This is a genomic window from Sulfurospirillum cavolei (assembly GCF_001548055.1).
In the GTDB taxonomy this organism is placed as follows: domain Bacteria; phylum Campylobacterota; class Campylobacteria; order Campylobacterales; family Sulfurospirillaceae; genus Sulfurospirillum.
The window spans coordinates 2,417,077-2,429,902 of record NZ_AP014724.1 but is presented as its reverse complement, the minus strand read 5'-3'; the positions used below and the strand labels follow the sequence as shown (position 1 = coordinate 2,429,902).

Sequence of the window (12,826 nt, the reverse complement as noted above, 5' to 3'; positions counted from 1 at the left end):
TAGGGGAAAAACGTGAATACAACATTCGTACAGTTATTGGAGCAAGAGATCGTCTCGACGATCGAAGGACTTACCGGCGTTGCCCCTACGGTTGAACTCAATAAAGAAGAAAACGGCGAAAGCAAATTAAAATTGAGCCCGCCTTTGGCAAAGCTTGACGTCACGGTCGGCGGTCAAGTTCACGGACAGATGCGCGTGACCGTTGCGACTTCGATTGCTACGGCTATCGGCGATATGATGCTCGGTGGAGAGGGAAACGAAAAAGAGGAGATGGACGCGGAAGACCTCGATGCGATTAAAGAGATCGTCTCGAATATTTTAAGTGCGTTCTCACGCTCGTTAGGCAGTCAAAAAAATATGCCTAAAATCGAGTTCGAAATCGATAGCGTCGAGTATATCGATGCCACGGGAGAAGTCGATTTTAAAGCGTTTGATAAATTGTTTATTTACCACTTGGCGATTCACCATTCGCATGACGTCATCTCGTTTGCGATCACGCACGAGTTGGCACCGCTTATCGGCGAAACGGTCAACGTTCCCAAAGAAAGTCCGAGCGTCTCCTTATTCGAAGAAGCTCCCGCACCCGAAATGAAACGCTCCTCGGGAGGAATGACGCAAGAAGAGCTCAACAATATCGAGTTGATTAAAGACGTTAAGCTTCCGATTCGCGTGCGTATCGGCTCGAAAAAGATGTTGCTCAAAGACGTCTTAAGCATGGACATCGGATCGGTCATCGAGCTGGATCAATTGGCGAACGATCCTTTGGAAATTTTGGTCGGGGATAAGCTGATTGCTATGGGCGAAGTCGTGATCGTCGACGGAAACTTCGGCGTTCAAATCGGAGAAATCGGTACGAAGCGCGAACGCTTGGAAAAATTACGATAAGCGTATCATGATGAAAATACCTTCCCATATTAAAGACACCGAACACTCTAACGAGTGGAGTGTGCTTCGCATTATGTCCGATTTTGTCAAAGGCTTTGATGAATTGCAGGATTTAGGACCTTCGGTGACGTTTTTCGGCAGTGCGCGGTTTCATCCCGATCATTATTACTACCAAGAAGCTTATGCTCTTGCTCATCGCCTCGGGAAAAAAGGGTACACGATCGTGACCGGCGGATCGCACGGTATTATGGAAGCGGCGAACAAAGGTGCGTTCGATGCTAAATCGGCACAATCGATCGGGCTCAATATCAATCTTCCGCATGAGCAATCGGGCAATCGGTATACGACCAAACATCTAAGTTTCGACTATTTTTTTGTGCGGAAAGTGATGTTAATTAAATATTCACTTTCGTATGTTATCTTTCCGGGCGGATTTGGAACGCTGGATGAGCTTTTTGAAGCTTTGACGTTGACGCAAACGGGAAAAATTACGCAGATCAGTATCTTTTTGTACGGCAAAAGTTATTGGGAAAAATTGTATGATTTTATTAAAACGACGATGGTCGAAAACCGTGTGATTCGAGAGGAAGACGTGAATTTAATTACGCTAACCGATGATTTTGACGAAATCGTCAAACAAATCGACGAACGCTTGATCGTGTATACGAATGCTCTCAAAGCCGAAGGCTTGGAAGAGAGTCGCTATTACAAAAAAGCGATTGAACATTTATCGAACCAAGAATAACGATGCCTCCACACAAACTCTGTTATAAAACGCTTTTGAAAAAAAACCTTCCTTTTTTGGGCGCATTGTTGCTCTTAGGCTTTACGCTTTACGAAATTAGCTTTTATATTTTTAAAACCTATCGCGCTTTTTTCAATTCCGATGCCGCAATCGCCAATATCTTGGCCGAAGAGATCGTTCAGGCCGAGAGCTTTTTCCCAAGCCATTGGTGGTATGTCAATAATGATTTGTGGGTTTTCTACAAACAGCTTTTAGTCATTCCTTGGGTACTTGCAGGTAAAAACGGCTATTTTGCCCATGCGTTTACCGTTTTTGAAGTTAGCGTTTTTATGATCGTTTTTATTTACCTCTTTTTGCGTTCGCTGATGCTCTCGCGAGCGTCCAGCGTGATGGGAGGAGTGGTCGTTAGCATCGGCTATTCGCCGATGTATTTACGCGAACTTTACGGCGAAGCAGCGTATACGTGGTATTTTATTTTTATGATCGCGTTTATGTTTATTTTCCGAAAATTGAGCCCACATGTCATTAGCAAGCGGACGCAAATTAAAGCGTTTATTGCCTTTATGATCTTGCTGTATCTATTGGTTCTTGCCAATCCGATACGCTTTTTCGTCTATTACATCACGCCGTTTTTCGGTGCATTAGCCCTTTTAGTCTATTTTGCACGCGACAGTCTTCGTACGTTTAAAGGAGCGATGTTGCGTATGCTTTCGATCAAGCGCATCGCAATTTCTATTTTCGCCTGTGCCGTAATGACGGGAGCGACGATTACCCATTTTACGCTTTTGGAAAGTTTGCATTTTGCTGGAGGCGCAAATAACGCACCTTTAGTGCCTTTGGAGGATTTGCCGGTTCACGCCGCACATGCTTTATTAGGGTTGTGGAATTTTATCGGTTCGGAGTGGGGAACGAATATTCGGGCTTCTTCGCTTGAGGGCATCGTCTCTTTGGCAAAATTTGTGCTTTTCCCTTTCGTACTCGTTATTCCGGCATTGCACATCAAAAAAGCGTTTTACCAAATGAGCTCGACCGAGCGGCTTTTCGTTTTGTTTTCTTACGTCGGTTTTGCGTTGCTTTTGGTGCTTTACTCTACTACGGCATTGCATGAACACGCATGGGCAGCACGCAACAACATACGGTATCTTTCGCCTTTTATTATGATGGTGCTCATTTGTAACGTTATTATGTGGCGCTTTTTTTCGCTTTTTATGAAACTGATTTTAAGCGTCAGCCTTACGATTGCTCTGGGCGTTTCATGGCAGTATGTTTCGCCCAAAGAGTGGCGCGGCATTGTGGATGAGCGCATCGCTTTGGTGGAAGAACTCAAAAGCAGAGGGTTGCATTTTGGCTACGCCGAGTATTGGGATTCACATATTTATACCGTTTTTAGCGACGGCGAGGTCGATATTCGTCCGATAGACTTTGACGAAAAAGAGGGCATGAAACTGGTTAAATGGCTCTCAAGCGACAGATGGTACCAAAAAGATACGACCGACGGTAAAGTCTTTTTTATGGTAGTACCCGACGATATAGACGACATGTACCGAGCGATACGCGATTTTAATATGCCCGATCCGCTGGAACAATTTACGCTGGGCAAATATACCTTTTTTGTTTTCGAAAAAAATCCGCTTTACGTGAAACGAACTAAAGCGGAAGCTAGGAAGAAAAAGCGTATAATGACGGCTCCTTAATCCCTGCTATAAAGGTTACATGTGGAGTCTGTAAAAATCAGCGTTGTTTCCCCTATTTACGGATGTAAAGAGTGTTTATTCGAGTTATACGATCGCTTGGTAAAGACCTTAAGTCCTATCAGCGACAATTTTGAAATTATCTTTGTCAACGATGCCTGTCCTCAAGGTTCGTGGGAGCGTATCGTGATGTTATGCGCTAGGGACGAACGCGTTAAGGGCATTAATCTTTCACGCAACTTCGGACAGCATTACGCAATTACAGCCGGACTCGATCATGCTAAAGGCGAATGGGTTGTCGTGATGGATTGCGATTTACAAGATCGCCCCGAAGAGATTAGCAAGCTTTACAACAAAGTCGTCGAAGGGTACGATATTGTTTTTGCCAAACGCACGGAGCGTAAAGACGGCTGGTTTAAGCGTTTCGGCTCATACGCATTTAACCGCATGTTAGAGTATTTCACCGATACGAAGCACGATAACAGCATCGCTAATTTCGGTATTTATGCGAGAAAAGTGGTTGAAACGATCAATCGTTATCGCGAACACAGCCGCGACTTTTTACTTTTTGCCCAAATGGTCGGATTTAAAAAAACCGAGATCGACATCGATCATGCGGCACGTGCTTACGGAAAATCATCGTATAACCTCAAAAAATTGATTCATCTTGCGATCGATTCGATTATTTCGCATTCCAACAAACCGTTAAGGCTTTCGATTCAACTAGGATTTTTGATTGCTTTTGCCAGTTTGCTTTATGCAGGGTGGTTGGTCATTCGCTACTTCTTCTACCACACGCCAGCTGAAGGTTGGACGAGTTTGATGGTGTCGATGTTTTTTATGTTTGGACTTCTGTTCGCCATTATTGGTATTACGGGGCTGTACATCGGAAAGATCTTTGATGAGGTCAAACGACGACCTCTTTACGTGATTCAAGAGACAATCAATTTATGAAAAAAATAGCAATTTTACAATCCAATTATATTCCGTGGAAAGGGTATTTTGACATCATTGGAAGCGTCGATGAGTTCGTGCTTTATGATGATATGCAATACACTAAAAACGACTGGCGCAACCGCAATAAAATCAAGACGCAAAATGGGCTTCAGTGGCTCAGTATTCCCGTACGTCAAGAGAGTTTGCATCAAAAAATCAATGAGACCAAAATTACTGATGCAAAATGGAACGTGAACCATTGGCGAAGCATCGCGCAAAGCTATGCCAAAGCGCCTCATTTTAAAGCGTACAAAGAGTCCTTTGAAGCATTGTATATGGGTGCGACAATGGAGACGATTAGCGAGATCAATCGTCATTTTATCGATGCGATCTGCGCAATGCTAGAGATCAAAACGGTAATACGTGATTCTAGAGAGTTTGTCTTGGCTGAAGGAAAAAGCGAGCGGCTTTTGGCGTTGTGTCAAGAGTTAGGTGCCACAACGTATCTGAGTGGTCCTGCGGCAAAAGATTACTTAGATGAATCCATCTTTGTCGAAGCAGGCATAAAGGTTGAATGGATGGATTACAGTGGGTATAGCGAATACCATCAACTATTCCCTCCGTTTGAGCATGGTGTGAGTGTGATCGATCTCATCTTCAACGAAGGCGAAAACGCCAAAAATTTTCTTAAAAGTAGTCAAAAATGATCCATTTCAATAAACCTCCACGAACAGGCAATGAAGATAAATATGTGTTAGAGGCGATGAACAGCCTTAAAATTTCGGGCGATGGTCCTTTTGGCAAACGCACACAACAATGGTTTGAAGAGCGTTACAAATGTGCTAAAACGCTGTTAACTCCTTCGTGTACACACGCCCTTGAAATGGCGGCGTTGCTTTTAGAGATCAAAGAGGGCGATGAGGTCATTATGCCCAGTTACACCTTTGTGAGCACCGCCGATGCGTTTGCTCTAAGAGGGGCTAAGATCATTTTTGTCGATGTCAGACCTGAGACGATGAACATCGATGAGCGTTTGATTGAAGCGGCGATTACGCCTAAAACCAAAGTGATCGTGCCCGTGCATTACGCGGGTGTGGGATGCAATATGGATGTGATCATGGATATTGCAAAGCGTCACAATCTGTTTGTTGTTGAAGATGCGGCGCAAGGGTTTGAAGCTACCTACAAAGGAAAGCCTCTTGGAACCATTGGACATTTGGGTGCGTTTAGTTTTCATGAAACCAAAAACGTCACCAGTGGCGGCGAAGGTGGACTTTTACTCATTAACGATGAGCGTTTTTCCCACCGTGCTGAGATTATCCGTGAAAAAGGAACGAACCGTAGCCAATTTTTCAGAGGTATGGTCGATAAATACGGCTGGATGGATATCGGCAGCAGTTACCTTCCTAGTGAACTTCAAGCCGCGTACCTTTGGGGCAATTTAGAAGAGGTGAATGTGATTCAAAACCACCGTTTGAATGCATGGAAAGCGTATTACACAATGCTAGAGCCATTGGCGAAAAAAGGGCTAATCGAGCTTCCGTTTATTCCTGAAGGATGTGTGCATAACGCGCATATGTTCTACTTTAAAGTGAAAGATTTGGAAACACGTACGATTTTACTCGAGCAGTTTAAAGCGCGCAACATTGGCGCTGTTTTTCACTATATTCCATTGCACAGCGCACCTGCGGGCGTTAAATACGGTCGTATGTTTGGTGAAGATCTTTACACGACCAAAGAGAGCGAGCGATTGGTTCGTTTACCCCTTTATTATGGCATTACCAACGAAGAGATCGAAACGGTATGCGATGTCTTAAAACAATGGAGTGCATGCTAATGGCGCATTTATACATCTTTGGGACAATATTTTTCACCGTTTACGGACAGCTTGTTATCAAATGGCGCATTCCTTTTCACGGGCATTTGCCCGATGCGTCTGCTGAAAAGTTGATTTTTTTATTGAAACTTTTTTTAGATCCGTTTATTTTAAGTGGCTTTATCTCAGCGTTTGTCGCCTCTTTGTGCTGGATGGCGGCGATGACTAAGTTTGAGCTGAGCTACGCCTATCCGTTTATGGGACTCACCTTTGTCGTGGTGTTTGTCTCATCGGTTTTTCTCTTTAGCGAAAGCGTTACGCTGTATAAAATTTTGGGGCTTGCTTTGATCGTGCTGGGAATTTTTATTTCCAGTCGAGGGTAAACAAGAGGCGTAAAGACGCCTCTTGCGTTAATTACGTCTGTTTTTAAGCCGTTCCAACTGCTTTTGACGGAACTCGTCTTTGGTTACTTTTCCGTCGTGATTGATATCAAAATAAGCAAAATCGGGAGCATCCGCCGCATTTTTCATGCCTCCGCCCGCTTGGGCTCTTGCACTCATACGTTGCGCTTTTGCCGCATCAAATTCTTCTTGCGTAAGTGTTCCGTCTTTGTTAGTATCGAAATCGTCAAAACTCATCGGTCCTCGCGTCGTATCGGCGGCTAAGAGTAAAGAGGCAAAGGCGCATAGCCATAAAAAACGTTTCATTGGGAATCCTTTTCTAGCGTTTTAAGTTGCTCTAAGAGCATCATAGGTTTAGTATTGAGTGCGTCCGAAATCTCTTTGAGTGTCGATGTCTCACGTGCGTCAAATCCTTTTTCGCGAAGAAAAACAAGAGCACGCGGTAGCGAAAATCCTTGGCGTTTGGAAGCCTCTGCAAGGCTTAATCGACCGTATCCGCCGCCTTCTTGTAACGATGACGAAGCAGGTTTTTGTTTTGCCATCAAGCCGAACATTTGTGCGGGCGAGTAGCCGTTTGATTGTGCGATATCGATAATACGTTTGGAAGGATCGACGGCTTTAAGCTGTGCGTCGGTTAAGGTTTGCACCAGCTGAGAAAGCGGTGTGCTAGTACGCATCGCAAACTCTTCTAAGCTTGAAAGTTCGGCATGACCGTAAGGTGCTTTTGAATCCGCTTTTTGCTCCCAAGAGTTCTTAAGCTGATCGGAAAAGTCCAAAAAGGCATCGAAAGGTTGCCAAAAATAGAGTGTTCCGACCCAAAAGAAAAGATTGAACGCCAATGCCAGTAGCAACTCTTTATTGAAAAACGAAAATGTCGATGCTTTCGTTTTAAGGTAACTCAGTAACGCCGGTACGTTCAAGTAGATATGTACGACCGAGCCTATTAAAAAAAGAATCATAAAGCTGACATGTAAGTTCGTGTATTGCGTTTTATCCAAGCCTAAAAGATGCCAATCCGTCCAGTAAGCGACACGACCTTTGGGTGCGATAAAAAGCAAAATTCCTGTATAACTCATCGCTAAGAACGAAAAAGCGACACATAAAGAGGTCAAACGGCGTAAACGAATCATAAATAACTCCGATCAGGATAATTAGAGAAAGTTTTACAACAACTCTTTTGAAAGTATGGCATGAAAGTGTTAAGCAAATGTTAATGCGGCAAAATTTAATCTTAACGCTTTCTTAAGTCCCTTTGAGATAGAATAAAACACTTTTTTGATGCTAAAGGATACACAACTATGAGAGGCTACAAAGTCTTTGCCGGAACGGCGAATCCCGAGTTCGCTAAACGCGTTGCCAAACACCTTTCTCTCCCTTTGTCGGCGGCTGAAATCAAACGTTTTAGTGACGGTGAGATTAGCGTACAGATCAGCGAAAGCGTTCGCGGGAAAGATGTTTTTATCATTCAACCTACATGTGCTCCGGCCAATGTGAATTTAATGGAGTTATTGATTTTGACGGATGCGTTACGACGTAGTTCTGCGAACAGTATTACGGCGGTCGTTCCTTATTTCGGTTATGCCAGACAAGACAGAAAAGCCGCACCGCGTGTTCCGATTACGGCAAAACTCGTTGCCAATATGATGCAAACGGCGGGAATCGACCGCGTTGTCACGATCGATCTTCATGCCGGACAAATCCAAGGTTTCTTCGATATTCCCGTCGATAACCTTTACGGCTCTATTGTCTTCAACGACTACGTTAAAGCGAAAAACCTTAAAAGCCCTATTATTGCAAGTCCCGACATCGGCGGCGTTGCGCGAGCGCGTAGTTTTGCTAAACTCTTAGGCGTCGATATGGTCATCGTTGATAAACGTCGAGAACGCGCTAACGAATCGGAAGTGATGAATATTATCGGCGACGTGAACGGTAAAGACGTCATTTTAGTCGACGATATGATTGATACGGCGGGAACGATCGTCAAAGCGGCGGAAGTGCTCAAAAAAAGGGGTGCTACAAGCGTGATGGCATGTTGTACGCATGCGGTTTTGAGCGGTCCTGCGTATGAGCGAATCACTAAAGGCGAGTTGGACGAACTGATCGTTACCGATACGATTCCTCTCAAAGAAGCAAACGAAAAAATTAAAGTGCTCAGCGTTGCTCCGGTTTTTGCCGAAGTGATTCGTCGCGTGTACCATAACGAAAGCGTTAACGGATTGTTTATTTAATGCAGAGTCGTATTCGAAACTTTTCAATCATTGCCCATATCGATCACGGTAAGAGTACTTTAGCCGATCGTCTGATTCAAGAATGCGGTGCGGTCAGCGAACGCGAAATGAGCTCGCAAATGATGGACACGATGGATATCGAAAAAGAACGCGGTATTACTATCAAAGCGCAAAGCGTGCGTCTGACTTACGTCAAAGACGGACAGCCTTATATCCTAAATCTGATCGACACTCCGGGTCACGTGGATTTTTCGTATGAAGTCAGCCGTTCCTTGGCATCGAGCGACGGTGCCCTTTTAGTGGTCGATGCAAGCCAAGGTGTCGAGGCGCAAACGATTGCCAACGTTTACATCGCAATCGAACATAATTTAGAAATTATTCCCGTCATTAATAAAATCGATCTTCCCGCCGCCGATCCGGAACGCGTGAAAGACGAGATCGAGCATACGATCGGACTGGATTGTTCCGAATCTTTGAATGTGAGTGCTAAAAGCGGCATCGGTATTCGTGAACTTTTAGATCGTATCGTCGATCGTATTCCCGCACCTACGGGCGATGAAAATGCCCCGACCAAAGCACTGATCTACGATAGCTGGTTTGACAACTATTTGGGAGCGTTGGCTTTGGTACGCGTTTACGACGGGACGATCGTCAAGGGACAGGAAGTTTACGTTATGGGAACGGGTAAAAAACACGAAGTGTTGAACCTGATGTATCCGCACCCTTTGGCGATGCAAAAAACGAACGAAATTAAAACGGGTGAAGTGGGTATCGTCGTTTTGGGTCTGAAAAACGTCGGTGACGTCCAAGTCGGTGATACGATTACCGATGCCAAACGCAAAACTGCCGAAGCGGTCGGCGGCTTTAAACAAGTCAAACAGTTCGTTTTTGCCGGACTTTATCCGATTGAAACCGATAGATTTGAAGAACTCAGAGACGCGCTTGATAAACTCAAACTCAATGACTCAAGCATCTCATACGAGCCTGAAACCTCTGCCGCCCTTGGCTTTGGCTTTCGCGTCGGCTTTTTGGGCTTACTGCACATGGAAGTCATCAAAGAGCGTTTGGAGAGGGAGTTCGATCTTGATTTGATTGCCACCGCACCGACCGTTACCTATAAAGTCGTTACAACCAAAGGTACGAGCTTGGATATTCAAAATCCCAGCGAATTACCGCCGGTTAACGAGATCGAAGAGATTCAAGAGCCTTACGTCAAAGCAACCGTTTTAACGCCGAGTGAATTTTTAGGCAATATTATCATTTTGATGAACAACAAACGCGGGCTTCAAAAAAAGATGGACTATTTGAGTCCCGAGCGCGTGCTTCTGGAGTATGAGATTCCGCTCAATGAAATCGTGATGGATTTTTACGATAAGCTCAAGTCGGTCAGCAAAGGATACGCGAGTTTTGATTACGAGCCGATCGGCTATCAAGCGGGCGATCTTGTCAAACTCGACGTCTTGGTGGCGGGCGAAGTCGTGGATGCCCTTTCGATTATCGTGCCTCGCATCAGCGCGCAAAGTAGAGGACGTGACTTTGTCAAAGCAATGAAAGAGATCGTGCCACGCCAACTTTTCGAAGTGGCGATTCAAGCGAGCATCGGAAACAAAGTTATTGCCAGAGAGACCGTCAAATCCATGGGAAAAAACGTCACGGCAAAATGTTACGGAGGCGATATTACCCGAAAACGAAAGTTATTGGAAAAACAAAAAGAGGGCAAAAAGCGTATGAAATCGATCGGGAAAGTCCAACTCCCGCAAGAAGCGTTTTTGACCATTCTTAAAATCGATTGATCCTTACATGTCATGCGTTGCCATCTTTGTTTAAAACTCAGTTGGCAACCGATTTGTAAAACATGTCTGCAAACCCTTTTAGCCCCAATGCCTGCTTTTCGAATTTTACCGAGCGGACTTAAGGTCTACTCTTTTTACAACTATTCTGATATTGCTCCACTGCTTCATACCAAACATACCTACATCGGCGCAAAGATTTTCGCACAACTGGGGAAGCATACGTTTTTTGAGTTTTTAAAAACCTTTGAACTTCCAAACGGCATTTGTGCCGTTCCCGTCGATGATCATGTGAGGCACGGCTATTCGCACAGCGCGATCTTAGCCAAAGCAACCCACCCTTTTTTAACACCGTTGTACGGAAGTTTACGAGCGCAAAATTATGAGAGTTATTCGGGCAAAAGCAGAGCTTTCAGACAAGCGCATAAACGCGATTTTAGTGTTACATGTAAAGATGCAATAGACGCTATTTTGATCGACGATATTGTGACCACGGGAAGTACGTTGGAAGAGGCGCATGAGACACTCAAAAAGCACGGTATCAATGTTTTGTTTGCGCTGGTGTTGGCAGATGCCAAAGAGGGGTAAATACGGAGTTTGGAGTTGAAAGCGTGCGTTGATAGAAAAAGACGACCGGAGGCGTACGCACCCAATCGTCTTGAAAGAGCTTTTATTTTCGTGATTTTAATGCTTTCATACACGAAGTGAAACATGTTTCGGCTTCTTGCATTAAAAGTTGTACAACTTCGCTATGTTTTTCATTTTTTAATTGAGAGACGCTAAAACTTGTGTTATCTCGGTAGTTGTCCGTATGGATCGATGTCTCAAGATAAGCGGCTCTTCGGCATATTAGATCGTCCGATACTTTGGCTGAGTTGGTGACGTAACTACAATCCCATCCAAACATCATTGAGTTTAATAATAGTATCGGTATTAACTTTTTCATTATACATGTCCTTTAATTTTATTTTTAATCATAGTAATAATCTGCTTAAAAGCGAGTCAATCTTCACAAGGGGCGTTTTTTTGCTCTACATGTAGCTTTATCATCAGCAAAAAAATTTCATACAAATCTTTATCGTTCTCTTTGGCAATGGTTTTGAGAGAATCTTCCGTACGTTGGATGAGAACGTGATTTTCTAAGAGCTTTTGCCGCAGCAAAGAAGCATCGCAACCAAACCACGTACAGAGCTCTTGAAACGATTGATTTTTAGTATTACGGATTAAAAATTCGACATTATCTTCATGGCGAATGTGCTTGTTACGCGCGATAGCGATACACTCTTGTAAAAGCCTTCGAATCGTACAACGTCGCAAATACGCGTGAATGCCCAAGAGAATAAGAATAATCAATGCGGCAAGTTTGTGCCCAAAAAGCGTGCCGGTCGTCGAGTGGTTCAATACAAAGGCAATGCCCGTGACGTAAAGAAGCACAAACATCATTAAGATCGCTATAATAACCACGACTTTTAAAACGGTTTCATTCATCGGTTTTCTTTCAAAAGGGGTCAGGGCTAAACTTTTTACTTTTTAGCGTTTCGTGTTATAATTTTAGCAAAAAAAGAGTCATTATGCCGCGAAGATTACGTATTGAGAATTTAGGCTACCATCATGTGTACAACCGAGGCGTTGCCAAAAGCAATGTTTTTGAAGACGAAAACGATAAAGTGAAGTTTATTGAGCTGATGGCAAGTATCGCGCGTGAGTTCAAACTCAACATTCATGCGTTTTGTCTGATGGACAATCATTACCACCTTTTGGTTGAAAACAAGCGTGAAAATCTCTCCTCGGCGATGCGTCAGCTCAATTCACAGTACGCTTCGTATTTTAACAAGCGGCATAATCGCGTAGGACATCTATGGCAAGATCGCTTCAAGTCGTGGTACGTCTTGGATGAAAACTATCTTTTGACGTTGTTCAAATACATCGAAAACAATCCCGTTAAAGCCGGAATAAGTTCTAAAATAGGTCTTTATCCTTATTGCGCCACTTATGCGATTTTAAAAGATGCGATTCCTGCGTTTTTGCAAAATTCCTTTGTTTTAAGGGACTATCCTACAGGGGAGTTATTTAACTTATTGGCAATTCCTTTAAGCGATAACGAGCGTTCTTCGATCGAACGGTTTCATCGTACGCGGTACAAAAAAGAAGACGATGCGATTGTCGCTTTACATGTCAAAGAGCTTACGACCCATTTTGCCTATGCGGTTCATAAAACAGAACGTAACGATGCTATCAAAAAAGCTTATGCGGACGGTTACAGTAAAAGTGAAATTGCGCGGTATTTGCTTTTAAGCGTTGCAGGAGTGAGCAAAATCCTCAAAAGTTAAAAGT

Annotated in this window: 14 protein-coding genes; 11 read left to right on the top strand and 3 right to left on the bottom strand. The window is 43.8% G+C overall.

Annotated features, from left to right (window positions below):
• The first annotated feature begins 12 nt into the window (after positions 1 to 12).
• Genes fliY through UCH003_RS12145 form a run of 7 tightly spaced genes read left to right on the top strand, consistent with a single transcriptional unit; the run spans position 13 to position 6,456 of the window.
• The gene (fliY, locus tag UCH003_RS12175) at positions 13 to 885 is read left to right on the top strand and encodes a flagellar motor switch protein FliY (protein WP_060826713.1); all 873 of its coding nucleotides are present in this window, start codon (positions 13 to 15) and stop codon (positions 883 to 885) included.
• 7 nt (positions 886 to 892) lie between these two features.
• Positions 893 to 1,630: a TIGR00730 family Rossman fold protein gene (locus tag UCH003_RS12170; RefSeq protein WP_231964780.1), complete on the top strand. Its 738-nt coding sequence runs from the start codon at positions 893 to 895 to the stop codon at positions 1,628 to 1,630.
• Between the two features lie 2 nt (positions 1,631 to 1,632).
• On the top strand, positions 1,633 to 3,324 hold the full coding sequence (locus tag UCH003_RS12165) for a hypothetical protein (RefSeq protein WP_060826712.1): 1,692 nt from the start codon (positions 1,633 to 1,635) through the stop codon (positions 3,322 to 3,324).
• A 21-nt stretch (positions 3,325 to 3,345) separates the two neighbouring features.
• Positions 3,346 to 4,275 carry a glycosyltransferase family 2 protein gene (locus UCH003_RS12160; protein WP_060826711.1) on the top strand — a complete coding sequence of 310 codons (930 nt, stop codon included), beginning with the start codon at positions 3,346 to 3,348 and terminating at the stop codon, positions 4,273 to 4,275.
• Positions 4,272 to 4,964 carry a WbqC family protein gene (locus tag UCH003_RS12155; protein WP_060826710.1) on the top strand — a complete coding sequence of 231 codons (693 nt, stop codon included), beginning with the start codon at positions 4,272 to 4,274 and terminating at the stop codon, positions 4,962 to 4,964. The genes UCH003_RS12160 and UCH003_RS12155 overlap by 4 nt, the downstream gene beginning before the upstream one ends.
• Positions 4,961 to 6,094 (top strand): dTDP-4-amino-4,6-dideoxygalactose transaminase, encoded by a 1,134-nt coding sequence (rffA, locus tag UCH003_RS12150; protein WP_060826709.1) that lies wholly within the window; start codon positions 4,961 to 4,963, stop codon positions 6,092 to 6,094. Before UCH003_RS12155 ends, rffA begins: the two co-directional genes overlap by 4 nt.
• The gene (locus UCH003_RS12145) at positions 6,094 to 6,456 is read left to right on the top strand and encodes an EamA family transporter (protein WP_041962986.1); all 363 of its coding nucleotides are present in this window, start codon (positions 6,094 to 6,096) and stop codon (positions 6,454 to 6,456) included. Before rffA ends, UCH003_RS12145 begins: the two co-directional genes overlap by 1 nt.
• Positions 6,457 to 6,483: 27 nt before the next feature.
• On the opposite strand, the gene UCH003_RS12140 is transcribed toward UCH003_RS12145, so the two are convergent.
• Both UCH003_RS12140 and UCH003_RS12135 read right to left on the bottom strand, forming a co-directional pair.
• Positions 6,484 to 6,780 (bottom strand): EF-hand domain-containing protein, encoded by a 297-nt coding sequence (locus tag UCH003_RS12140; protein ID WP_060826708.1) that lies wholly within the window; start codon positions 6,778 to 6,780, stop codon positions 6,484 to 6,486.
• On the bottom strand, positions 6,777 to 7,604 hold the full coding sequence (locus UCH003_RS12135; RefSeq protein WP_060826707.1) for a DUF4405 domain-containing protein: 828 nt from the start codon (positions 7,602 to 7,604) through the stop codon (positions 6,777 to 6,779). Before UCH003_RS12135 ends, UCH003_RS12140 begins: the two co-directional genes overlap by 4 nt.
• Before the next feature lie 168 nt (positions 7,605 to 7,772).
• Between UCH003_RS12135 and UCH003_RS12130 the strand changes: the two genes are divergently transcribed.
• Genes UCH003_RS12130 through UCH003_RS12120 form a run of 3 tightly spaced genes read left to right on the top strand, consistent with a single transcriptional unit; the run spans position 7,773 to position 11,080 of the window.
• A complete protein-coding gene (locus UCH003_RS12130; RefSeq protein WP_060826706.1) occupies positions 7,773 to 8,702 on the top strand; it encodes a ribose-phosphate pyrophosphokinase in 930 nt (309 codons plus the stop codon).
• A complete protein-coding gene (gene lepA / locus UCH003_RS12125; RefSeq protein WP_060826705.1) occupies positions 8,702 to 10,495 on the top strand; it encodes a translation elongation factor 4 in 1,794 nt (597 codons plus the stop codon). Before UCH003_RS12130 ends, lepA begins: the two co-directional genes overlap by 1 nt.
• Before the next feature lie 12 nt (positions 10,496 to 10,507).
• Positions 10,508 to 11,080, top strand: coding sequence for a ComF family protein (locus UCH003_RS12120; protein ID WP_060826704.1), 573 nt, complete (start codon positions 10,508 to 10,510; stop codon positions 11,078 to 11,080).
• Positions 11,081 to 11,494: 414 nt separating this feature from the next.
• On the opposite strand, the gene UCH003_RS12110 is transcribed toward UCH003_RS12120, so the two are convergent.
• Positions 11,495 to 11,980 carry a hypothetical protein gene (locus UCH003_RS12110; protein WP_060826702.1) on the bottom strand — a complete coding sequence of 162 codons (486 nt, stop codon included), beginning with the start codon at positions 11,978 to 11,980 and terminating at the stop codon, positions 11,495 to 11,497.
• 83 nt (positions 11,981 to 12,063) lie between these two features.
• Here UCH003_RS12110 and UCH003_RS12105 point away from each other — a divergent pair, with 83 nt between their 5' ends.
• Entirely contained in the window at positions 12,064 to 12,822 is a 759-nt protein-coding gene (locus UCH003_RS12105) for a transposase (protein WP_060826701.1), read from the top strand.
• The last annotated feature ends 4 nt before the right edge of the window (positions 12,823 to 12,826 follow it).

Excerpts from the sequence above, each read along its gene's own strand:
- UCH003_RS12155 (WP_060826710.1), top strand. The coding sequence starts at position 4,272 with ATGAAAAAAATAGCAATTTTACAATCCAATTATATTCCGTGGAAAGGG.
- UCH003_RS12145 (WP_041962986.1), top strand. The coding sequence starts at position 6,094 with ATGGCGCATTTATACATCTTTGGGACAATATTTTTCACCGTTTACGGA.
- UCH003_RS12110 (WP_060826702.1), bottom strand. The coding sequence starts at position 11,980 with ATGAATGAAACCGTTTTAAAAGTCGTGGTTATTATAGCGATCTTAATG.
- rffA (WP_060826709.1), top strand. The coding sequence starts at position 4,961 with ATGATCCATTTCAATAAACCTCCACGAACAGGCAATGAAGATAAATAT.
- UCH003_RS12130 (WP_060826706.1), top strand. The coding sequence starts at position 7,773 with ATGAGAGGCTACAAAGTCTTTGCCGGAACGGCGAATCCCGAGTTCGCT.
- UCH003_RS12170 (WP_231964780.1), top strand. The coding sequence starts at position 893 with ATGATGAAAATACCTTCCCATATTAAAGACACCGAACACTCTAACGAG.
- UCH003_RS12140 (WP_060826708.1), bottom strand. The coding sequence starts at position 6,780 with ATGAAACGTTTTTTATGGCTATGCGCCTTTGCCTCTTTACTCTTAGCC.
- lepA (WP_060826705.1), top strand. The coding sequence starts at position 8,702 with ATGCAGAGTCGTATTCGAAACTTTTCAATCATTGCCCATATCGATCAC.
- UCH003_RS12105 (WP_060826701.1), top strand. The coding sequence starts at position 12,064 with ATGCCGCGAAGATTACGTATTGAGAATTTAGGCTACCATCATGTGTAC.
- UCH003_RS12135 (WP_060826707.1), bottom strand. The coding sequence starts at position 7,604 with ATGATTCGTTTACGCCGTTTGACCTCTTTATGTGTCGCTTTTTCGTTC.
- UCH003_RS12165 (WP_060826712.1), top strand. The coding sequence starts at position 1,633 with ATGCCTCCACACAAACTCTGTTATAAAACGCTTTTGAAAAAAAACCTT.
- UCH003_RS12120 (WP_060826704.1), top strand. The coding sequence starts at position 10,508 with ATGCGTTGCCATCTTTGTTTAAAACTCAGTTGGCAACCGATTTGTAAA.